The following is a 23,395-nucleotide window of genomic DNA, read 5'->3' on the forward strand; positions in this document are numbered from 1 at the left end:
ATAATAATTATGATTTACATCATTTGTGTGATGGAAATGTGTAAACAGAAAGTTAAATTTGGGTTAAATACTTTCCTTACCAATTTATCAACCTAAAAACAAAACAGAAAGATCGAGAAAATTTTACTCCAAAATTAAGCCGCCTCCCTCGGGGCGGCTTAACTATTATGCGGATTCATCCTTTTCTTTGATCAGCTGCAGGAACCCGATCAACCCGATGGCTTCGGTATTGCCGGACATGGGGAAGGGGTAGCTAAAATCGTGTAAATTGAAAGTCTAACTTTCAAATAGCATGGTTTTGGAAATGAGCACTTATTTCACTGGTAAAAAAGAATTTTCGCCGCCCGTAGGGGTGAGGGGCTTTTGGTCGCGTTATATACACGCATCTATTTATAAAAAAACAGAGACGCTTGTTAAGGCGCCTCTGCTTCAAAAAATTGCGAATATGTTATTGTTGATCGTTGCGTATATCAGGAATCTCGGAGATATGATCTTTTGTTTCCTGCACGATGTGTACCGGATGATGTTCCGTACGGCTTAGTCCAGGAAGTCTTCCGCCGCATCCGTTTTTTTCGGTTGGGCGGCCATACCTGAGAACCAGGTGTCCACATTTCCGGCGATCATCGGCGGAAGTTTGCTTTTCACAAAATCCTTCACGGCTTCGATGGCTTTTATGGCCTGTTCCTCGTTGATGCCGGCTTTGTCTTTCAGTTGATCTATCAGTTCCTGCATGGGATCAGTTTTAGGCTACTTTTAATTTCACCAGTGTGCTGTTCTCCAGTTTTTCTTCTGCGAAGGCACGGGTGAGGGTGAATGTTTTTTCGTCGCTGGAGGGGAGGTGGAACATGGCATCGGACAGCAGCACTTCGCAGATGGAGCGGAGGCCACGCGCGCCCAGTTTGTATTCCAGGGCTTTGTCCACAATGTAGTCCACGGCGCCGTCTTCCACGTCCAGTTCAATGCCTTCTACTGAAAAGAGTTTTTTGTACTGTTTCATGAGGGCATTGCGGGGTTGCGTGAGAATATTGGTGAGCGCGTCCTTATCCAGCGTATTCAGGTAAGTGACTACGGGCAGGCGGCCGAGCAGTTCGGGGATGAGGCCGAAGGTCTTCAGGTCCTGGGAGTTCACATACCGCAGGATGTGCTTGCGCGCGTCTTCTTCTTTTTCCTTGTTGACGGTGAAACCGATGGAATGCGTTTGAATCCGGCGGCTGATGATCCGGTCCACCCCATCGAAGGCGCCTCCGCAGATGAAGAGGATGTTCTGGGTGTTTACCTTGATGAGCTTCTGTTCCGGGTGTTTGCGGCCGCCTTGCGGGGGCACCAGCACTTCGGTGCCTTCCAGCAGCTTCAGCAGGCCCTGCTGCACGCCTTCGCCGCTTACATCGCGGGTAATGGAAGGGTTATCGCTTTTGCGGGCGATCTTGTCAATTTCATCGATATACACGATCCCCCTTTCGGCGGCTTCCACATCGTAATTGCAAACCTGGAGCAGACGGGTAAGAATGCTTTCCACATCTTCCCCAACATAACCGGCTTCGGTAAATACGGTGGCGTCCACGATGGTGAAGGGCACATTCAGCAGCCTGGCGATGGATTTGGCCAGCAGGGTTTTGCCCGTACCGGTTTCGCCTACCATGATAAGATTGCTTTTTTCGATCTCCACGTCATCATCTCCTACTTGCTGGTTCAGCCTTTTGTAGTGGTTGTACACCGCTACGGCCATTATTTTCTTGGCATCATCCTGCCCGATCACGTAATCGTCCAGGAACTTCTTGATCTCTACGGGTTTGGCTACTTTGGGAACAAAATGCGAGGGCGTGGTCTTTTTGGCATCCTGGGGCATCAGTTCCTGTTCGATGATCTCCTGCGCGTTGGCTACGCAGTTTTCACAGATATGTCCATCGGCGCCTGCAATCAGTATGCGCACTTCATCTTTTCCGCGATTGCAGAACGAGCAGCGTATTTTGGACTCTTTCATTTAATATTATTTATATGTTTTGCTTTTTCACTCTTGCGGAGGGATACAAATTTACATTTTTTTGCCGAGGGAAGCCCGTTTTAGGGGATTTCCGGGCAAAAAACCTCCGTTGAGGAACAGCTATTGGCCGTTAAAAAGAGGGCCGGCCTTAGTGGCCAGCCCTTCCGGTATTATTGGGGGGTATTTTCCCCTCTTTTCTTCGGGTTCTTTTCGAGCACATCATCAATGATGCCGTACTCTTTGGCTTCCTCCGCAGTCATCCAGTAGTCGCGGTCTCCGTCCTTTTCCACTTTTTTCACGGGCTGGCCGCTGTGGGAGGCGATGATCTCGTTCAGCTCCTTTTTCAGCTTCACGAACTCGCGGGCGGTGATCTCGATATCGGAGGTCTGGCCTTCCGCGCCGCCGTGCGGCTGGTGGATCATCACACGGGCATGTTTCAGCGCCGTACGTTTGCCTTTCTGGCCGGCTACGAGCAGTACAGCGCCGAAAGAGGCGGCCATACCGGTACAGATGGTCGCGATCTCGGGAGATACGATCTGCATGGTATCATAGATGCCGAGGCCGGCGTACACGCTGCCGCCGGGGCTGTTGATATACATCTGGATGTCCCGGGTGCGGTCAGCAGATTCCAGGAACAGCAGCTGGGCCGTGATCACGTTCGCCACATAATCGTTGACAGGATCGCCCAGGAAAATGATGCGATCAGCCATCAGGCGGGAGAATACGTCCATTTGCGTTACATTCAGCTGACGCTCCTCAATGATGTAGGGGGTCAGGGAATTGATCTGGTGACGGGCATAACTATCTACCACCAGGCTGCTGATACCGCGGTGATGGATGGCATATTTCCTGAATTCGTTGTTATTAATGTTCATGATGGTGATGTTTATGAGGTAATTTTACAAATTCTTCTGCAGTTATTTCCTCCTCTTTTACGTTCACCTTGGTTTCTACCCAGTCAAACAGCTTTTGGGTGATCATTTCCCGGTAGGTCTGGTCCACATACTTTTCATCCTGCAGCAGACGGTCCAGGTAGCTGTCCAGCCACTCGGCCTGCTCGCCGCCCATTCCGTAGTATCCGGTGATCTTGGCGCGGGCATTTTCTTTCAGTTCCTCGAAGGACACTTCCAGGGAATTATCACGGATCAGTTTGTCGCTGATCAGCGTCCAGCGCAGCTGATGGTCGAAATTCGGGTATTCGTTCTCGGCTTCCTCGGCAGTTTTGGGGTTATCGCCACCCTTTTGCAGCCAGCGTTTGAGAAATTCTTTCGGAAGCTCGATGGGAGTTTCGTGCACCAAAGTTTCGAAGAGGTCGTTATGAAGGTGGTTGGTGGCTTCCTGTTTCCAGTATTTGCCGATCTCCTCTCTCAGTTTTTCCCTGAAAGCCTCAACGGTAGTGATATCCTGACCGGGATAAACTTCTTTGAAGAATTCTTCGTTCAGTTCTCTTTTTTCGATCAGGCCTACTTTGGTGATGGTAAGTTGGTAGTATTTTTTGCCGGTTTCCTTGTCACCTGCGTCCAGGCCGAGGTCTTTGGCAATAAATTCCAGTCTTTCTTTATCGAATGCCTTGGAGAGCTGCACAACGATGGTATCGCCGGCTTTTTTCCCCTGCAGTTTCTCCTGGATGGCGGGAGCGAAGTATTTCAGCAGGAGGGAGTTTTCCTTTTTCTCCGCGCCTTCGGCGATGTTGCCTTTGGCATCGCTTTCGAGGAACTCGATGGTCAGCACATTATCTTCTGAAGAGATGGTTTCGGGTTCGGACATTTTGCCGCCTTTCAGCTGCAGGCGTTCGATCTCCTGGTCCACCATTTCGTCGGATACTTTCACTTTGTAGCGGGTGATGGCTGTTTTGGCCAGGAGTCCCTCCACGTCAAAAGCAGGTTTGAGGCCTACTTCAAAATCGAAGTCGTATTCGGCGGGTTGGTTGTAGTCGAAATTTTTGGCTTCTGTGTCCAGGGAAAGGGGTTGGGCGAAGATCTCCAGCTTTTCCTGCTGCAGGTAGCCCATCAGTTCTTTTTCCACGGTTTTGAGCACTTCATCGGCAAAGAGGGCCTGTCCGCTCATTTTTTTGATCATGCCCGGGGGCACCTGGCCTTTCCGGAAACCCGGGATGTTGGCGGTTTTGGAAAAGTGTTTAACAGCTTTGTCGAAGTTGGGAAGGTAGTCTTCCCGGCTCACTTTCACAGTGATCTTATCATTCAATAAACCAATGTTCGCTCTGGTTACGGTTGCCATTTTTGTTTTTTGTTATAGTATTAAAACACAGAATAAACTAGTTATTCAGGCCGGTGAAGCACTGTTACGCGATAATTGTGCCATGCGCCTGGAGGTGCGGGAGTCCCTGCCTTTTTAGCAGGCCGGTGGCAGCAATTGTCAGCCAATGCTGTTCGCTTACTGTCAAACCGGATTGAAGATCAATAGGGGAGGAAGGGACCCGAACCTGTAACTGGCCACATCCCTTTTGTTTAAAATATTGATTAGCAACAATTTGTAAAATTCCGGGTGATGTGGCGAAGCGCGAAGATAGTGCGTTTATATGATTCTAGCCTGTGGAGGGGGCAAAAATTTGGGTTGGGGGTGGGTGGGGATTGTTGTTTTGTCGGCGCCCGGCCGTTCCGCGCTTGCGGGGGAATGACGGGTGAACCGTCTTTGCTTCCTGGCGGTAAGGTGGAGTTGATGCGGCGTTCAGCTGTGGCGGCAAGATGGATGCTTTTGAAAGAAAATAGCCCGGAAAGAAAGGAGGTTGTCAGCAATTCCGGCCTGTTTTCGGGGAATGCAGGTGTGTGATGGGGAGTGCCGGGCACGGGGGACCGGGGGCGAAGCCCGGATGGCAGGAATAGATATATGTATATATTAGGAGGGATGGATATCTGGACGGCGGTAAAAGCCTATTCCCGCAATATTTCAGATGCAGCATCTCCGATAACGATGGATAGCGGTTTCCGTGCCGGGACGAAACACGGGTGATCTTCCTGCCAGGTCTTTTTTCCAGCCATCGCTTTTTTGCGGGCCGGAGGCACTACCGCCACGATGTCCGCCGCTGTCAACCGCCTGTCTCCGGAGGGTGTCAGCCGGTTCTCTTTTACATGGCAGCCCTGCACCTGCAATATCATCAGCAAACTGCCCTTGCCAGGCACATGTACGGTTAAATTTTCACCGGCAAATGATCCATCCAGATCTACCGTTTTTGTGATCTTGCCGGAACCTGTTATCCTGCGTTCCGCGAAATTGATCCGGACGGCGATGAGGCTTACCTGCATATGAGATATTCCTCCCGGCGTGGGGAATTCCTGTGCGGGGATATGCAGGGTGTCGCCATACCGTACCGGCATTTTCCGGAAGAACTTGTCTGTGCCGGCGTACCTGTTGAACTGAAAACCCGTCAACATATCTGAATTACGCTGTCCGGCTTTTACCAGGGTGCTGTTCAGGCGGTTTACCAGTGATCCGTCGTATGGCACGTCCAGCAGACCGCAACATGCTTTTCGTATCAGCCTTCCTTTCCGGCTGGCGGCGCCAAATTGCCTGGCAGCCTGCCGGCTGGCTGTAGTTTGCCGCACCTGTGCGGGCATGCTGCGGATAAAATGCCGGCCGTTGCGTTCGTAGCCGATCACATTATCGAGCTTGCCGGTGAAGATGAATAGTCCTGTTTGTTTTGCCATATCAAAGGATTTGACCGGGAAATTACGGGAAGAAATTATTCACAAAAAGGGCATACACCACTTTCTGCACAACTGCATATTTTTTCTGCACAAATACAAATCCTTTCCTTTCCGGATACCGGAGCTTTGTTCCCGATATCAAAAGCGCTTTTGTCCATTTTTTCATCACAAAAACTTTTATCAAATGGCAAAAAATTCAGAGAACGTAGTAATGGCCGGGACCTCCGGTAAATTGGCGGATCAGCTTGTTATCCGCCGTGAACAGAATGGCGACCTGGTTTATGCGAAGAAGCCCAGGAAAACGGAAAAGACGCCCTCCGCCAGCGTGGTAAAGCAGCGGTCCCGTTTTGGCGAAGCTGTCCATTACGCCAAGGCGGCCCTGAAAGTACCGGACATCAGGGCTGTATATGAGGCCAAATCAAGGACAAGAGACAACGAGTCCGCCTTCAATGTTGCCGTAGGAGACTTCTTCCATGCGCCCCGGATCAGGATGGTCAATACAGAAGGCTATACCGGCCAACCGCAGAGCTCCATCGTCATTCGCGCGATAGATGATGTGAAAGTGGCAGCCGTGTATGTCACCATCCAGGACCCGGACGGGGCCGTGGTGGAGCAGGGCGCGGCTGTGCAGCATGAAATGGAGCTGGACTGGACGTACACGGCTACCGCCACGCTGGCAACCCTGGAGGGCAGTATCCTTACCATCAAGGTGAGTGATCTGCCGGGTAACCAGGTAACGGAGGAGCACCTCCTGTAATCGCTGGTGGTCATAAGTATGATTTTGGTGATGCCGGGCGGATGTCTATCTGCCCGGTTTTTCATGCCGGTACTGCAACGGCGTTTGACCAACATTTTGTTTAAAAGCGCGTATAAATGCCGAGCTGTCGGTATAACCCACTTGATGCGCAATTTCATTTACGGGCATGTCAGTTTCCAGGAGCAGGATACAGGCTCCGGTAATGCGGGTCTGTATTTTCAGGCTGTTCATATTGATGCCGTATTTTAGATTGAGTCCGTCCAGGAGCTTGCGTGGATGCAGATGTACCAGTTTTGCCAGATCTTTGTGGTGGCGTATATCACCGGGATTGGCCCGCTGCAGCTGAATGGCGGCTTCCAGTGCCCGGAGATCGTCATCCGTATAGTGATAGGCAGACCGGGTATCCGTCTCCCTGCCAGCCGCCTGTACGTCTTCGATGTACAGCAGCAACAGCTCCAGCACGTGGGCATGGAGCTGCAGTTCCCGCAATGGTCTTTCGAGCCGGCAGTGCAATATCCTGTGCAGCACCTCCCTGGTGCGCGGCCCTATATGGCAGGAGGTTTGCTGCAATCCCTGCGGAAGGCCCCTGACCGCGCTGCTCCATACTTCCCGGATGAGACGGTATTTTCCTGCCAGTTCCTTGAGCATGGATGGTAACAAGGCGACCTGCAGTACGGCATATTCCCGAGGCTCCAGGTGTGCGAAGTGCGAGCCGGGCGGTACATAGCTCAGGTGGCAATGATTTTCTGTGAAACTGGTCCTGCCCAGCCCGGCTATTGTGCCAGCCGTACCTCCCTGCATGAAATACCCGAGCGTGATCATAGGGGATGTTGACCGGACGTGTACATCAACCGGCTGCCGGATCTTGAAAATGTGTTGCGTAAGGGAAAACTGGGGGCAGGGGACACGTTGTACCGCCACGCTGCCAAAGGTGCCCGTCAGGCAGGAAGCCTCCGCATACCGGATAAAGTAAGGGTGATCGTAGGGCGGCATGAGGGTCTTTTCCATCGTATTTCCATCGGGAATCAGGTATTCCATAATGACGTGGTTTTTGGTGTTGTTTCTGGTTGGCGCTAAAGTGGAGAATCGGTTGTTTGTCTTGCTGTAATGGAGGCGTTAATTTATATCAACAAGCGATAGCCGCCAAAAAGTTTGACAGTTAAATTGTCATAATGCGTGTAATTGCGTATTTCTACGCATGCGTAGAAATACGCAGGGGTCAGTAAAATCAATATGTGCCGGGTCTCCACCCTGCGGCGGCCGTGAATGGTTACCCGTTCGGCGTTGGGGGATGTGTGTACCTGTTCTGATCAAAGAGGCGTCGTTTGACCGGTTTCGAATGTGCAATACAATATGAAGATGCGGGTGCCGCCTTTATTGAGGGTGATGAAGGAGTAAATTTTATTGTCTTTGACAAGTACGGAAAGGAAGGTTTGCTGTTTGTACTTCACTTGGTAGATGTATTGTTCATGGGTTTTGTTTAGCGCCATTAACATTTATAGTGTATGCCATACCGTTAGCATTAACATTTGACGTTAGCCCTTGCTGGTAAACACTTTAGTATTTTCGGGGGAATTGACTTTTGTTAATGTTTTGTTAGAGCGCAGCAAACCCCTGTGATAATTTAACAAACCGGTTTATTTTTCCGTTAATAATAATGAAACTGTAACGATTTCCCGACCTATGCAAAAAAGAACCGTACAGGCACCAACCGCTGTTTTCTTTTTCTTCATGCAGGCTTAGGGCAGCACATCTCACTGTTGTTACCCCAAACAAATACAGGCATATCTCTTTAGATATGTGTACAAGGAGGCTAACTTTGTATGATTGATAGTGTACCGACTAACCGTTTTGCGATGAATGTTCGAGGCGAACCGGAGGATCACTTGCTGCTTGAGCGGATGAAGCAGGGTGATACTGCGGCGTTTGCTTTGCTGTATGACCGTTACTGGCCGGCACTTTGGCGGTACGCGGTAAATGCCATGCGGGATGCGGATGACGCGCAGGATGTGGTGCAGGATATTTTCACCACGCTGTGGGATAAACGGGATACTCTTCAACTGCATACTTCTCTTAAAGCTTATCTATATCGTGCAACACTGAACCGCATCATCAACCTGCGGAACCGCACCAAATACGCCGAGGAATACATCGCTACTTTTAAGGACGCCTTTGCATCCGGTGACTATACTACAGACCATGCCGTACTTGTGAATGAATTGATGGAGCGTTTTGAGCACGGGCTGGAAGCCATGCCCTCAAAAATGCGTACCATCTTCGAGCACAGCCGCATGGAGTATAAGTCGCATGCCGAGATCAGCGAAGAGCTGGGCGTGAGCCGGGAGAATGTAAAACGGCAAATCAAGAACGCCCTTATCATACTGAAAAAGAGAATGTTGACCCTTGTGTTATGCCTGTATTAAAAAATCTTTAAGTTTTTCTTACCCCGTTGGCCCCTTCATTTGTCTCAGGTTGTAAAAGAGGGAAAAACCGCAGTTACCGCATATGAATGAAGAGGAAATAATAGCACTGTTACATCGCTACGACAATGGAGCATGCACACCTGAAGAAATTGCCATCATTGAAAGCATACAGCTTCGCAGGTTCAGCAAGGAAGGCGCCGTGAGTTACGGTGAGCGCCGGGAGCAGGTAAGGCTTGCGCTGATGGCGAACATTGAGGCAGAAGCTGCCGCCGGCCGGCGCTCGGGGATGATGCGGTTTGCGCGGATCGCTGCTGCTGCGGTGCTGGTATTAACCGTAACAACCGGCCTTTATTTCCTGCTCAAAGATCGTCCTGAAGCAAACGAAGCGCTTGTAAGCGTTAAGCCTATTGAGGATGTGGCCCCCGGAGGCAACCGCGCTTATCTCACCCTTGCCGATGGCAGGCAGATAGCGCTGGATAGCATAGACAATGGCACATTGGCGCAGCAGGCCGGTATGGTCATCAGTAAAACGGCTGAAGGCGAAGTTGTTTATACACCATCGAAAACGTCCCCCCATATTCCAATAACAGAAAACCCTATTTTCAACACCATAACAACTCCTAAAGGCGGCCAGTATCAGGTAGTTTTGCCTGATGGCAGTAAAGTTTGGCTTAATGCCGCATCATCCCTTACATTCCCCGCAACATTTGACGGCATGACCTCCCGGTCTGTAAATCTTACCGGTGAAGGTTATTTCGAAGTAACGCATCAAAACAAAAAACCATTCCTTGTAAAGTCCATTACACAAACCGTCCAGGTTTTGGGAACCCATTTCAACATCAATTCCTATCAAGACGAAGAGGCCGTTAGAACCACACTTTTGGAAGGCGCTGTTCGCATTTTCTCCACTAAGCTTAATCTAAGCAAAACACTTAGCCCCGGCCAGACGGCCACACACCAAAACGAAAGGATTACGATTGAAGCAGCGGATGAAACCGCTGTCGCATGGAAAAACGGCATGTTAGAATTTAAACAGGCTGACCTGAAAAGCATTTTGCGGCAGGTAGCCAGATGGTATGATCTGACGATCGTTTACCAGGGAGCAGCCAGTACAGAAAAATTCACCGGAGGTATCTCCAGAGAAAGTAATCTGTCAGAACTGCTTTACATCCTGGAAGGGATGGGCATCAATTTCAGGATCGAACGCCGGGAAAATGAGAATTTCCTGATCGTGAAGAACTAAATAAACAATTAACCATAATCTAAACAAAGTATGAATAGAGCAGAATAGCACCTATACTATTCCCTCCCGGCATATAAAAGCCGGATACGTGTTCAGACGCATCCGGCAGCGTGTTTGAGGAAGTTCAATATCAATTGACAGAGACATTTCACTAACCAACAAACGAAGCAAAAGTATGAAATTATTTACATGCTGCGCCTTTCCTTTTTCAAAGGGAAAGAGGAGGTATTTCCATTTGCCAAATGTAATACCTGATCAATCTATACCCATAAAGAAAATAATCATGAGGATTCAGCTAGTAACCTTTTTGATTTTGATCTCCTGCCTTAACGTCTTTTCCAGGGCTAATGCCCAAAAAATCAGCTTGCAGGTCAAGCAGGCTGACCTGGAGACGGTTTTCAGGGCTATAGAAAAGCAAACGGATTATCATTTTACCTATGCAGTTTCCGTTCTGGCAAAAAGCAAAGCAGTTACTGTGGAGTTGAAGAATGTAAGCGTAACTGAAGCGCTTGATCATATTTTTATGGAATTGCCTTACAGGTATGAGATACTTGGTAGGACGATATTGATTAAGGCTAAGCCGGTGGAGCAAAGTGGACCTGAAGTTAACAAAGCCATTATCATCCGGGGAAAGGTTACCGATAAACAAAACCGGCCTTTGGAAGGAGTTAGTGTTCGTATTAAGGGAACCAGTACCGGAACGCTTACGGATAAGGATGGGAGTTACTCCGTAGAAGCGGAGCCCAATGGTGTTATTATATTCAGCTACGTGGGCTACCAGACCTTTGAGATCAGGATCAATGGACAGACTGAGATCAATATGACAATGGTTGAGAATACCAACCAACTCGAAGAACAAGTAATCAAAGGTTACTACACCACCACCAAAGAGCTCAACACTGGTAGCATTTCAACTGTGAAAGCTGAAGTGCTGGCGCAACAACCCGTTGGCGACCCGCTTGGAGCGCTACAAGGCAGGGTTTCCGGCTTTTACGTTCAGCAAAGCAGCGGCGCTCCTGGCCGTGCATTCACAGTACGGCTACGTGGCCAGAACAGTCTTCGGCGGGACGCCAATGACCCGCTGTACATTATAGATGGTGTACCGTTCAACTCTGCGCCCATGAATTCTTCAAATTTCGTTCCGGGCGCCAGCGCACCAGCAAGCCCGCTGAATGATATCAATATCAATGATATTGAAAGCGTGGAGGTGCTGAAAGATGCGGACGCTACGGCCATCTACGGCAGCCGCGGCGCCAACGGCGTAATCCTCATCACCACCAAAAAGGGAACGGCAGGGAAGACAAGCTTGACTGTAAATGTGTATCGAGGTGCCGGAAAGGTAACCCGTATGATGGACCTAATGAATACGGAAGAATACCTGGCTATGCGTCGCAAGGCTTTTGCTAACGATAATCTGCAGCCTGGTGTGGTCGATTATGACCTGAACGGTACCTACGATCAAACAAAAAACACCAATTGGCAAAAAGAACTCATTGGTGGCACGGCGCACTTAACCGATATTCAAGCTTCTGTTGGCGGTGGCAGTGCCGAGACTCAATTTCGGCTGTCAGGGGGTTACCGCAGTGAAACCACCGTATATCCAACCGATATCCCGAGCCGAAAAGGAAGCGGGTCGTTTTCACTGTCGCACCTTTCTGAGAACAAAAAGCTGAAACTGAACTTCAGTGGCTCCTATGTCGTTAACCTAAACCGCCTGCCGACCTCCGACCTTACGCAAAGCATCTTACTGGCACCGAATTCGCCAAATGTGTACTTGCCGGACGGAAACTTGAATTGGGCCAATGGCAGTTTCCAGAATCCAATAAAAGATATAAAGCAACGCTACAAGGAACTCACAAATAATTTCATGGTAAATTCTGGTTTTAATTATGAATTGCTGCCGGGCCTGCTTGCGGGGGCAAAATTTGGGTACTCAAAAAATACCATGGAATCTTCCCGTGCTATTCCATTTATATCGTTTAACCCAACGCTTTCAAATCCTGCTTCCAGAAGATCCAGTACAAAAGCGAATACCAATAGGAGTTTGTGGATTGTCGAGCCTCAAATCAGCTATCGAAAGGAACTCTGGGTCGGAACACTTGATGCGTTGATAGGTACAACCTTCCAGAGCGGCATGGAAAGTAGAATTTTAAGTACCGGATCGGGTTTTTCAACCGATGCACTGATAGATAATATTGCCGCCGCAACGACCAAGGGCATTGGTGAAGATACTAGAACAGATTACCGCTTCAATTCAATATACGGCCGAATTGGCTATAACGTCAACAGTAAATACGTTCTAAATCTCACCGGAAGGCGCGATGGCAGCAGCAGGTTTGGCCCGAGAAAGAAATTCGGAAATTTTGGGGCAGTTGGCGCAGCATGGATTTTCTCAAATGAGCGATGGGTAAATTCTTCATTTACCTGGCTGAGTTACGGAAAGCTCAGAGGTAGCTATGGCATCGCGGGAAGCGATAAACTGGATGATTACAAGTACATGAGTACCTATTCCGGAATAACCAGCAATCTCACATACCAGGGAATAAGTGGCATCACTGCTACACAACACACCAACCCAAATTATAGCTGGGAGGCAGTTAAAAAGCTGGAACTAGCAATTGAGCTAGGCCTGCTGGATGATAAGTATCAGGTCAGCGCAAGTTGGTACAGGCACCGGACCAATAACCAACTTGTAGGCTACAGCCTACCAGATTTCACGGGATTTTCCGTTGTACAAGCAAATCTTCCTGCAACTATACAGAACCGCGGCCTGGAACTCGAGCTTAACATGACCCCAGTCGAAAAAAGGAACTTTAAATGGCAGGTGAGTACCAATGTTTCGTTCCCGAAGAATAAACTTGTTTCCTATCCCGGTATTGAAACATCTTCGTATGCAGACACTTACGCCGTCGGTTATCCTTTATCGATGCAGTACACTTACGATTACACAGGAATTGACCCCCAAACAAAACTATACACATTCAGGGATATCAACAAGGATGGTAACATTACGCTCGATGCTGATAGAATTCCCACGTTTATTGGGCAGCGCGCTTTTGGTGGGGTGAGCAATTCCCTTTCATACCGAAACTGGAAGTTGAATATTATGGTATCCTTCGCAAATCAGCAAGCACTGAATTTTTACTTTAACACAATGCCTGGGGCATATCTCGCCGGGAAAAGTAATCAGCCGAGGAGTGTGCTAAATGACCCAAACTTGCAACCCTACTCACAAAGTTTCTCGGGAGAAATATTTAAGGGGAATCGATTGTTTGATCAAAGTAACGCCAAAATTGGCGATGCTTCTTACGTAAGGTTGAAAAACATTTCGCTCGCATGGAGTATTCCGAAGGCCTGGCAAAATGCAATTTCAATAAAGAATGCAAGTATTTATTTGCAATGTCAAAATCTGTTGACGATTACCAAGTACAAAGGACTTGACCCGGAAAATCCATTTTCCGGAGCGCTTTGGTTGCCTCCTCTGTCCATGACGACGCTCGGTATTTCAGTCAACTTATAATTCAATCCTAATCCGAATCTTATGAAACGTTACATAATACCGACATTGATGCTCATTTCGCTGAGCCTAGTATCTTGCAAGAAGTTTCTCGATGTAGAAGCACCAAAGGATAAGCTGGTTACGGCGACCGTATTTGAAAATGACGAAACCGCTATTGCCACAATTACTGGAATTTACAGTCGAATGTATGTTGAAAGCAACAATTTACTGGGCTATCATCTTAATTTCCAATTTGCGCTACTCGCGGACGAATTGCGAAATTACTCAAGTGGTGCTGAGGTTGTAAGAGTATATACAAACAGTTTGAACGCAGCGAATCCAACCACGCCCAATTACTGGCAACTGGGCTACAACTTTATCTACAATGCCAATTCAATTTACGAAGGGTGTGAGAATTCAAAAGCCATGACACCGGCAGTAAAAAAGCAGATAATGGCCGAATCGCTATTCGTTCGCGCATGGTGGCATTTTTTCCTCACGAACGTTTATGGCGATATTCCAATTTTAACGAACACCGACTATGAAACTAACCGGATAAAAAGCCGGTCGGCCCAGGCGGACGTGTATAAGCAGGTTGTTGCTGATTTAGTCAAAGCAAAATCCGAGATCAGCGAACTGTACCTTGCAGGAAACACAATTGCCGCATCTACGGATCGGGTTCGGCCTAACAAATCGGTCGTATCGGCATTTCTCGCAAGGGTTTATCTCTATGCTGGTCAATATTCCGAAGCCGAAGCTGAGGCAACAACGTTGATCACTAACACAGCCCAATACAAACTTTCCGCAACCGGCTCCACGTTTTTAAAGTCGAGTACGGAGGCAATTTGGCAGCTAATGACGCCCCTGCCATCTACGACAACTGCGAATACCTTTGAGGCCTTGCATTTTGTTTTGAATACTAAACCGTCTTCAGTTGCTGGCACCAACTGCGTTACCATCAGTTCATCACTGCTAGCAGCATTTGAAGCCACTGATAAAAGAAAAGGAGATTGGATTGGCAAATTTACAGACAATACAGTAACCCCAAATGTAGATTACTTTTATCCTGCAAAATACAAATCCATTAGCACTACGGTTTCAACGGAATATACAACACTGCTCCGTCTGGGAGAACAGTTTCTTATCCGGGCTGAAGCCAGGCTTGCTCAGAATAATTTAAACGGAGCTGCAGAGGACGTTACGGCAATACGAGTGAGGGCTGGTCTGCTGCCGACAACAGCAAGCGATAAACCCGCCTTGACAGCTGCCATTGCCCAGGAGCGAAGATTGGAGCTTTTTGTTGAATATGGGCATAGGTGGTTTGATCTGAAAAGAACTAATAAAATTAATGAGGTAATGGAATTCGCTGCTCCAGCAAAAGGAAGTACGTGGGCAAGCTATAAGCAGCTTTTCCCAATTCCAATACGAGAGGTGCAGAGCGCACCAAACTTAAAACAGAATTTAGGGTACAATTAAATAAATCACAATGAAGACGATCGTAACATCAATAATGTTAATATTCCTTTTCACTTCTGTACTAGGGCAGGAGTCTGAAAGCGTATATCCGAAAATCGGAGAAAAAATCGCGCCGTTTCAACTTACTGGAGCTGGGAATGACGGAGATAAAGTCATTACTTCAGAGCAATTAAAGGGCAAGTTTACAATTCTTGATTTTTGGTCAAAGTATTGCGGCGCTTGTATTGCTAGTTTTCCGAAAATGGATTCTTTGCAGAAGAGCTTCAGTGATGATTTGCAAACTATTCTTATTGGCTACCTTGATGACCAACAGCGAATTAAATCAGTTTTCGATCTCCACAAAAGGAAGAATAACCTAAATTTAACAACTGTTTACGATACAGCAGTTTTTAATCGATTCCGAGTTCATGGCGTACCACACTTAGTATGGATTGACAAGTCTGGTATCGTAAAGGCCGTAACTTTACCTCAAGATGCCAATAAAGAAAACATAAGCAAATTCATTAAAGGTGAGGACTTTGATTTTGAGGACATGAGTTTTGATAGTAGAAAAAAGACTAATTTCGATATTAGTAAGCCCTTTCTAATTAAAGGTAACGGCGGCCAAGAAGACAATTACCTTGTTAGATCAATTTTAACGAAATGGGAAGAAGGCATGCCGATATCAGGGCCTGGGCAAATAACAAAAAGAACGAAGCGGATCGAATGCCTTAAGATGAATATCGAATCACTTTACCATACGGCATTTTTTACTAATGTTAACAACGGTTCACCAAATTGGAATTTTCCAATTTTTGAAACAAAGGATTCATTGAAATTCAAAGGAGACGATAACCTATTCTACTGCTACAGTCTATCTTCACCACCAGGATTTATTTTGGGAGTTCAATTGCAAAGAATTATGCAAAATGAACTCAAGAACTATTTCGGATATGGTGCGCGCATTGAGAAGAGGGATTTACCCTGCTGGAAACTTGTTGTCATAAACAAACAGAACCTCGAAGAATTCAAGTCGAAAAGTTCGGATAAAATTAGTTATTGGGATGATTCAGGAGGTTACGTTTATAACACAGCTATGGAAAATATTGCTAGTTTTATTGGTTCGCGATTAAAACCTGCTTTAAACGTTGTTGATGCTACCTACATTGATTTTAAAATCGACATGGGATTTAATATAGATATGTCAGATTATGAATCAGTACGGAGAGCGCTTAAGAGGTATGGGCTCGATTTGATCCTTTCTTCCACTCAGCAAAATGTCTTGGTGATTACGGATTTTCAAGACGAAAGGCTACTTTCTAGGCAATAGGATTCTTCGGATTTTAAAGCTACAACAGACTTCTCTTTTAATATTTCTATTAGTCTAACATAGGTAACTTTTTTTAAGTAAATCATATAATTAATTTGCATAACTACTTGTGCGAGCATTTGTTTGCCGGGGGGGGGACGCAATTGCAATTATACAAGTGAAAACTGTAACCATCGAACGATGGCTACAGTTTGTTAACGCAACTCCAATTATGGTTTTTGCAGTGGTTCAATGCAGTCCTGTGTATCAGGATCAATGCGGTTGAAAAGTTGCAAGTTAGCACTTGCTTCGGGAACGAACTCAACGCAATCAGAACCTAAAGTAGTGCAAGGGTGAACTACCTGAGTGGAGAAAAGGCAATCTTGGGTTGATGGGTCGATGTAGTAGGCACCTACAACAGCAGTTCTAGCGGAAGCAAAAGCGCCAACGGCAGCCAACAGTAATGCGCCTGTGCCGAGAATGATGTTTCTTTTCATGACTTAAGTTTTAAATTTGGTGATAAAGATGCTTACTCTTTTTAAGGTTTTCAGCTGCCCCTTTTTTATAATTGACTGATCAGTTTTAAGGTTACTGTTTTAACGGTAGCCGATCGGCTCTATACATTCTTTTGTTACTGGATCTAAGTTCATCTCCAATATTCAAATTTGTATGCACAATTAGTTTGCTGTTGAGTATGACAACTTCGTCGAATTGCGGTTATCCTTTTTTCGTATAAGCCATATTCCAATAGCCGACAGGAGCAGGAAACAAATATTGAATATCATATGTGCTGGCCACGATAGTTCTCTTATTATGCCCCCGCATTGGCATGGTCTTTCGTCTGTGAAGCTAAGTACATATCCAACATAAATCGTGAACACAGACATCAGAATGAAAGAAGCATACATTCCAATTTTTCTGGTTCTTTCAAAGAACAGAAGTATTGAAACAACGATTTCGGAGAACGGAATCACAATTGCCAATGATATCGATAAAGGCGCGAGGGCCGGCGAAGCCTGGAGATCTAGGATGTATGTGTCGTACAAAAAGACCTTATTGAGCGCTGTATAAAGAAATAGCAGAATGAATGCGTATGAGATAACTTCAATCAAAATGTTCTTTTTCACAGATTTTGTGTTTATTGGTATGAACTAACTGACTTTTTAAGTTTTTCTATTGTTGTCTTTCCCTGGTATAGCACCTTGAGATTTTTTCGCTTATCGTAAACCGCTACCAGTGGAGTAGAATGCATTTTAAAGTGTGCGGGAAGAAATTTGGAATAGTCATATCCCACAGTTACATTGTGATAATTGTTCAACTTGTAATGCGAAATAAAAACCTTCATCCGCTCAAATGGCTCGTATGTTATAAAGTAAATGTTGGTGTTTTTGAAGAAGTCTATGTTTGCCAATATTTCACTGGTTTCCTCCTGGCATTCTTTGCAATCTGCGCTGAACTGAATCAGCAATACTGGTATTCCGTTGGGAATATTTTTTGAGTTGAAAATAGTGGTGCTGTCTTCTAGTAATATTTCAAACTCCGGCAATTTGGCTATGGGATCATTATTGCAAGCGGTGGCTAGTATGATGACTGACACGATTAAAATGCGGCATTTTTTCATAAAGCAATCAATTTGAATACGCGGCAGCAGGCGGACCTGACAAGTTTCAAATAGCACCGCAGACACAGGAAACCCTGGCACAACCCAAGCCGCGATGGATGACCTGTACACCTGCGGAACCCTTTCTGTTAACATTAAGAATAAAAAAATGGAACTAATAGATTCTCAATTTATTTAAGTGTTTTTAGTTATGATTCGTGAATTTCAACAGGACAGCTAGTGCTAACAATTCCATTCGAAAAGATCAGCGTCGGCGGATTCATATTGATTCAAGGCGCCGCTGCTGAGAATGAATCTTTCATTTTGATAAACGAAATTGAAAGACTAAGACAAAGCTATGTCTGCTGAATCCGGTACGGATTCAGTGGAATAAATGCACCAATATAAAAAGTAACGGGTTTCTGGTCCTAAGCTATCGGCTAACAATTCCGGGCAATCAATCGGGATTAGATCCGGCGTCTTACATTTTTCTGTCTGCTAAATCTGCTTCAGGTCACCCTGTAAGGCTGTGGAATTAGGTTACTGTCTCTGTGTCTTCTTGATGTGAAATTAGGGCAACTGATTTAGACAACCAAGCACAAAGTGTTGTCATTTATTGCCCGTTTCCTGCATTGTTACCGCAGTCAATCGTAGAGGGGTAGTAGCCGAAAAACCGCTTGTAAGCACGGCTGAAGTTCGCCGTATTGCTATATCCCTGGACGATGGCCGCTTCTTTAATCATTGCACCGTCCTGTATCAATTGTTTTGCATGAAGCATGGATTGGCGGAGGTAGTAACGGTGAATGCTGACTTTAAACAAGCGCTTAAACCCCCGAAGCAGCTTGTTTTCCTCTATGCTAAACAGTTCCGGAAGGTCGGGGATATGAATGGGATAGTTCCTGCTGTCTTCTAAATACCAGCGGATGCGTATAAGGGTTTTGATTTCTGCGTGGGTTAATCGTAACATAGTTTTGTCTTTTAGGTTAAGCGTTGGAGTGAGTTCACTATGTGATAGGATGGCAATTTAAGAATAATTTGCATTCGGTTGTTGCAAAAATTTATCGATTTTTATTTTCGTTTTGCCCAGTTGTCGCATCAGGAACTTATCAAATCAGGAGGGCAAGCCGTCCTGAATGATATGAGGTTCATGATGCCAGGTTTCCGTTCGAGTTATTTCACGACGTGAATATCAACAATGAGTATGTATAATACTCCCCAAAAACTGATGATCATCGCAATATTTTATCGATGTAACGATAGGCCTCCATGCGTACGTCTTCCGGAAAATCGTGCCCCGCATCAGGATATCTAACCTGCAGACGATCGGCGGCGTTAAGGAATTGATATACTTCAGCGGCTTCGCGGATACCCTTTTTCACACCTTCAACATCGAAATTGCTGTCTTTCAACGGCGAGTTTGAAAAGAATGCACGCGGCGCAATAAGGGCGATCACTTCCGGAAAATCAAACGGCACTTTTTCCAGCTGATAATGGTCGCGGATCAACGGCATATACCTGTCCTGCGCCCAGGGGCCAAGTTTTCCGCCATACCGTTTTGAGGCTTCTTCCCCGATGTTGTAATGATCGAACTTCGTCCAGCCGCAACTGGCCACTACTACTTTCAGCCGTTCGTCAAAAGCTGCGGCGAACATAGCGTTGTGCCCACCAAGCGAATGCCCGAGCACACCGATGCGCTCGGGGTCTACATCATTCCGCGCAGTCAGAAGGTCGATGCAGCGAATATGGTTGAACAGGGCCTTCATGGTGCCGGACCGGTAGCGGTCGGCATGAAAGTCATAATCGCTCAGATCGCCCATGCTGGGATAATCGGGGGCAATGACCACATATCCCCGTTCCGCCAGTTCTCTGGCATGTGCGCGGTTGGGCTTGGGACTCGCGCCATCCACGATCTTTTTCCCCAGTGCGCCTGTGCCGTGCAGTACCAGCATGGCAGGCAGTTTTCGTATAGTGCCATGTTGTTCTGGTATGTATAGATATGCCGGCACCCATTCACCGGGAGCGGCTAGGAAGCGGATCTCGTGGCGGGTGTAACCATCCCTTTTTTCGCTGCTTTTTATCTCCATTTGAGGGGCCTTCTCCTGAGCGGTTTCCGGTAGCGGCCCCATGACCTGTTGCATGCTGTCCTGGATCTGCCTGCGTTTTATAGCCCAGTCAGCTTTTGTTTTTACGGGTTGATGATCGCCGTTTTTATCAATATATGTTAACAGTCCGCCGGGAAGCTGGAGGTCGAAGCTGAATAATGAAGCAAGGCATGCAGTGAGCAATAAAACGGGAAGTAGCTTTTTCATCGATGGGTGTTATTGATGCTCATCCAAAATAAGCACAAAAAAACGCAAATAAAAGTGAGGTTCAGCTACGGGAAGACCGCTGCTAGATATCCCGAGGACTCCAAAGTTGATCATATATTAGTTAGGGAACATCCTGCCTATTTCTTCAGCGGGCAAACAAAATCAGCCTCCTTCCGGATTCAGTGTTACATATTCTGCTGAGAACAACGTGTAGTAACCAAAGCTATTTGGAAAGACAGGATTTTTCCTGTGGGAATAGTTTTTTTATCTAGTCGGGATTTGGATGGTTTTGGAGGATTCCATTTTACAGGCGACGAATCCTACCTGTAGGGATGAAAATCTGGCAACATAAATAGATAGCCAATGGTTTATCTTACCATCGGTTCACAGCGAGGTCGTGCCCTCTGTTTCTTTTTAAGAAGGCATCACGTTTGCGCCAATTTAGATCTATGAGATGGTGATAGGAATGGTAAAAATGCAAGCAGTAGAATAGTTCAGAAACGAGGTAAATTAGAAAGGCCGGGATCAAAAAAAATGTCTGTAAACAAAACGCCGTCATTTTGGTGAGTTGCGCCGAAAAAAATAGCGAGGACTATCTAATTCTGTATTTCACTTAATTTCTTTATCAGAGTCTCTTTTTCATTACTGCCGTTTGTTGCAAAACGCAGGAGAGATAAACCGTATTTTTCTAATATTTTATCCTTTATCCTATCTCTTTTTTCTTGTTGTGAGCCATATCTATGATATTCAAACCCATCAACTTCTATAGCAAGGACAGGATTTTTACCGAATTTGTTGTAAATCAAAAAATCTATATGAGTTAACGGATTATTGGCATATTTATGTTCTATCTCATTTAGATTGGAAAAATCTTTGATAAGACCCCTTACAGGAAAATGCAAGAGGACGTCATATTTTGAGAAATTGTCGCATGATAACACTTCTTTAATGAGAGCATACGTTAAGTTTTCACTGTCAAATTTTGATACTCTGCCTCTTCTTGAAATAATTGTTGCCCGCTTCTCCTCATACCCTTTGTACAGATAATCGAATAGGGAGTTCAGGCTACTTTGAACTACTGAAAAGTTATGGTACTCAATATATCGTATTAAATCGGCAATGTTGCCGTCTTTCTCGCTGTCATTCCCATTTACAACCAATATCAGTCGCTCTATTGCACGAGAAACTGCCACATTTAAACGATTAGGGTTATCCGTAAAATCTGAAATTTCATTATCAACAGTGGAAAGTATGATAACTTCATTTTCTCTACCTTGAAATTTATCAACCGTATCCGCTTTTATTGCCGTTCCGGTAAATGCTTTTTGCAGTGCGTTAGTTTGATTGCGGTATGGGGTAACAATTCCCAGATCAACCGTTTCAAGGCATTCGTTTGGGATGATTTCCTGTTTTATAACGTCAATTTGCCTTTGATTCATTCTTTCCCGTGCATGATTGCCAGGAGAGGTTTTGTAAACAATAAGGGGAGGGTGTTTGTTTGCCTGTTCCGTAAGTACAACAAGTTGATTTTTGTAAAACTTTATATTGCAAAATTCTATGATTTTCGGATGACAACGATAATGTTCCTTCAAAAGTGTTTTTGGCATGCCGGGGAAAAGTTCCAATACTGAGGATAGTAAGCTGTGATTTGAATAGCGATAAGGTTCAGGAAGGGTGAAAGAACGAAAAATCAGGTCGGTTTTATCTTTCGTGACATTATCAACCACATTGGGGAGCTGTTTCAGATCGCCTACAATTACGGCTCGTTTTGCACAGGATAACGCAAGCGCGCCTGTTGTCAGATCAACTTGTGACGATTCGTCTATTATTACATAATCGTAAAAAATATTATCAGATAAACTTTGTCTTAACGAGTATGTTGTACTCATAATCACGGGATAGTCCCGGATGAATTCGGACGATTTGGAACGAAGTTCTTCTATGGCATAAATTTCCCTTTTATTGCTTTGGTATCTCTTGTATAGTTCTGCTTTCAATAGTTGCATCGAAAGATTTGTGTATTCTTGCATTTTACTGTCAAAGGAAATCCGCTTGATGAAATCTTTCAATATTTCTATTCTCTTTGTAAATTCAGAAATTTTCGTTGGATAATATTTTGACTGGCATATCCAAATCATCCTTTCAAAAGAATATGCATAGAACAGTTTCTCTTTGATCCCGTATTTTATTCGGAGAATGAACCTTTTAATAAAGCCAAACTCCTTTCTTTTACTGGCTTGGGTTTCAATAGACAACCACAACAAGAGCAAGGCATCAGCACTTATGTTTTTCTTAAATGTAATGGACTCACCTGTTTGTTCTTTGTAAGTGTTTTGAAAATGTTGATATTCGGTTTTTATATTATCAAGTTCCTGTTTCAATAAGGCTAATTCGTTCTTTCTGGAAAGATATTCAGTGAGTTGATGGAATAGTTTTTGCACATTTTCTATTAGTTTCGATTTTTCCGTGTCAGATAAACTGAACCTTGATAAATCGGGAATATTTGTTTGGCAATCAATAAACTCTTTTTTGTTTTGAGCATTTCCAAGCAGTGCGGCGATAAATCCGATGCCATTTTTTTCAAGTTTTTCGTAAACGTTTTTTGTCGCAGAATTATTACTTGATACAACTGCAATGCTTTGCCCATTCATAACGGCATTGGCAATAATGTTTAATATGGATTGTGTCTTTCCTGTTCCTGGAGGTCCCTCAATAACGCTCATGGAACAAGAAAAGGCGGTATTTACGGCATTTTTCTGACTAATATTAAATCCAAAAGGGAAGATCTCTACTGATCGGCTATTGCTACTAGTCTGGGGAATGGTTCCACTCAAGTAATTTGAAAGAATACAATCTTCTGGTAGAAATGATATCTGCTGGTAAATTTTTGCAAGTATATTGTTGCCGTCTTCCGTTTTTAATCCGACTGTATCCGCTAACTTTCCCAGATAGTTAAAGATATTGCAGGATTTGTCATCACTTATTGCTGTTCGGACAACTTTTATTCTCTTTGTATTGTATGAATATGGTTTACCATTATTCTTGAAAACTATAACGCATTTGTCGTCGCGATATGAATAGGAAACAATGCGGTTTGTTTCGTCTTTCCCGTCAATATATATCAGTTCTCTTTTTAGTGACATAGTTTGGAGTC

The 23,395-nt window shown here is 45.4% G+C and carries 19 protein-coding genes; 6 read left to right on the forward strand and 13 right to left on the reverse strand.

The features are described 5' to 3' along the window. Positions 1-537 precede the first annotated feature (537 nt). The 6 genes from FW415_RS06870 to FW415_RS24915 all read right to left on the reverse strand — a co-directional run bounded on the left by FW415_RS06870 (position 538) and on the right by FW415_RS24915 (position 5,812). A complete protein-coding gene (locus FW415_RS06870) occupies positions 538-732 on the reverse strand; it encodes a hypothetical protein (RefSeq protein ID WP_148383533.1) in 195 nt (64 codons plus the stop codon). Between the two features lie 10 nt (positions 733-742). Beyond that, positions 743-1,981 (reverse strand): ATP-dependent Clp protease ATP-binding subunit ClpX, encoded by a 1,239-nt coding sequence (clpX, locus tag FW415_RS06875; protein WP_148383534.1) that lies wholly within the window; start codon positions 1,979-1,981, stop codon positions 743-745. Between the two features lie 170 nt (positions 1,982-2,151). Then, a complete protein-coding gene (gene clpP / locus FW415_RS06880; RefSeq protein ID WP_148383535.1) occupies positions 2,152-2,856 on the reverse strand; it encodes an ATP-dependent Clp endopeptidase proteolytic subunit ClpP in 705 nt (234 codons plus the stop codon). Then, entirely contained in the window at positions 2,846-4,219 is a 1,374-nt protein-coding gene (gene tig, locus FW415_RS06885) for a trigger factor (RefSeq protein ID WP_148383536.1), read from the reverse strand. The genes clpP and tig overlap by 11 nt, the downstream gene beginning before the upstream one ends. Positions 4,220-4,872: 653 nt before the next feature. Next, positions 4,873-5,646 (reverse strand): hypothetical protein, encoded by a 774-nt coding sequence (locus tag FW415_RS06890; protein WP_148383537.1) that lies wholly within the window; start codon positions 5,644-5,646, stop codon positions 4,873-4,875. Positions 5,647-5,668: 22 nt separating this feature from the next. Then, a complete protein-coding gene (locus FW415_RS24915) occupies positions 5,669-5,812 on the reverse strand; it encodes a hypothetical protein (RefSeq protein WP_168208702.1) in 144 nt (47 codons plus the stop codon). A gap of 18 nt (positions 5,813-5,830) precedes the next feature. Between FW415_RS24915 and FW415_RS06895 the strand changes: the two genes are divergently transcribed. Further along, positions 5,831-6,403, forward strand: coding sequence for a hypothetical protein (locus FW415_RS06895; protein ID WP_148383538.1), 573 nt, complete (start codon positions 5,831-5,833; stop codon positions 6,401-6,403). Between the two features lie 45 nt (positions 6,404-6,448). On the opposite strand, the gene FW415_RS06900 is transcribed toward FW415_RS06895, so the two are convergent. Next, complete coding sequence (locus tag FW415_RS06900; protein ID WP_148383539.1) at positions 6,449-7,441, reverse strand: AraC family transcriptional regulator; 993 nt, start codon at positions 7,439-7,441, stop codon at positions 6,449-6,451. Between the two features lie 818 nt (positions 7,442-8,259). On the opposite strand from FW415_RS06900, the gene FW415_RS06905 reads away from it, so the two are divergent. From FW415_RS06905 to FW415_RS06925, 5 genes are all read left to right on the forward strand, one after another. Next, entirely contained in the window at positions 8,260-8,826 is a 567-nt protein-coding gene (locus FW415_RS06905) for an RNA polymerase sigma factor (RefSeq protein WP_168208703.1), read from the forward strand. 82 nt (positions 8,827-8,908) lie between these two features. Next, positions 8,909-10,069, forward strand: a complete 1,161-nt coding sequence (locus tag FW415_RS06910) for a FecR domain-containing protein (RefSeq protein ID WP_148383541.1) — start codon at positions 8,909-8,911, stop codon at positions 10,067-10,069. Between the two features lie 283 nt (positions 10,070-10,352). Beyond that, entirely contained in the window at positions 10,353-13,589 is a 3,237-nt protein-coding gene (locus tag FW415_RS06915) for a SusC/RagA family TonB-linked outer membrane protein (protein WP_168208704.1), read from the forward strand. A 21-nt stretch (positions 13,590-13,610) separates the two neighbouring features. Further along, positions 13,611-15,044: a RagB/SusD family nutrient uptake outer membrane protein gene (locus FW415_RS06920; protein WP_148383543.1), complete on the forward strand. Its 1,434-nt coding sequence runs from the start codon at positions 13,611-13,613 to the stop codon at positions 15,042-15,044. 10 nt (positions 15,045-15,054) lie between these two features. Further along, positions 15,055-16,353, forward strand: a complete 1,299-nt coding sequence (locus FW415_RS06925; protein ID WP_148383544.1) for a TlpA disulfide reductase family protein — start codon at positions 15,055-15,057, stop codon at positions 16,351-16,353. Between the two features lie 209 nt (positions 16,354-16,562). On the opposite strand, the gene FW415_RS06930 is transcribed toward FW415_RS06925, so the two are convergent. The 6 genes from FW415_RS06930 to FW415_RS06950 form a co-directional block, all read right to left on the reverse strand. Next, a complete protein-coding gene (locus tag FW415_RS06930) occupies positions 16,563-16,829 on the reverse strand; it encodes a hypothetical protein (protein WP_148383545.1) in 267 nt (88 codons plus the stop codon). Positions 16,830-17,009: 180 nt separating this feature from the next. Then, positions 17,010-17,459: a MauE/DoxX family redox-associated membrane protein gene (locus FW415_RS25720; protein ID WP_371417043.1), complete on the reverse strand. Its 450-nt coding sequence runs from the start codon at positions 17,457-17,459 to the stop codon at positions 17,010-17,012. A gap of 11 nt (positions 17,460-17,470) precedes the next feature. Continuing rightward, positions 17,471-18,088 (reverse strand): redoxin domain-containing protein, encoded by a 618-nt coding sequence (locus FW415_RS06935; RefSeq protein ID WP_148383546.1) that lies wholly within the window; start codon positions 18,086-18,088, stop codon positions 17,471-17,473. A gap of 457 nt (positions 18,089-18,545) precedes the next feature. After that, positions 18,546-18,899: a helix-turn-helix domain-containing protein gene (locus tag FW415_RS06940; protein ID WP_148383547.1), complete on the reverse strand. Its 354-nt coding sequence runs from the start codon at positions 18,897-18,899 to the stop codon at positions 18,546-18,548. A gap of 262 nt (positions 18,900-19,161) precedes the next feature. Further along, a complete protein-coding gene (locus tag FW415_RS06945) occupies positions 19,162-20,241 on the reverse strand; it encodes an alpha/beta hydrolase (RefSeq protein ID WP_148383548.1) in 1,080 nt (359 codons plus the stop codon). Between the two features lie 596 nt (positions 20,242-20,837). Beyond that, positions 20,838-23,384, reverse strand: a complete 2,547-nt coding sequence (locus FW415_RS06950; RefSeq protein ID WP_148383549.1) for an AAA domain-containing protein — start codon at positions 23,382-23,384, stop codon at positions 20,838-20,840. Between the last annotated feature and the right edge of the window lie 11 nt (positions 23,385-23,395).

The sequence above is a fragment of the Chitinophaga sp. XS-30 genome (genome assembly GCF_008086345.1).
GTDB lineage: Bacteria > Bacteroidota > Bacteroidia > Chitinophagales > Chitinophagaceae > Chitinophaga.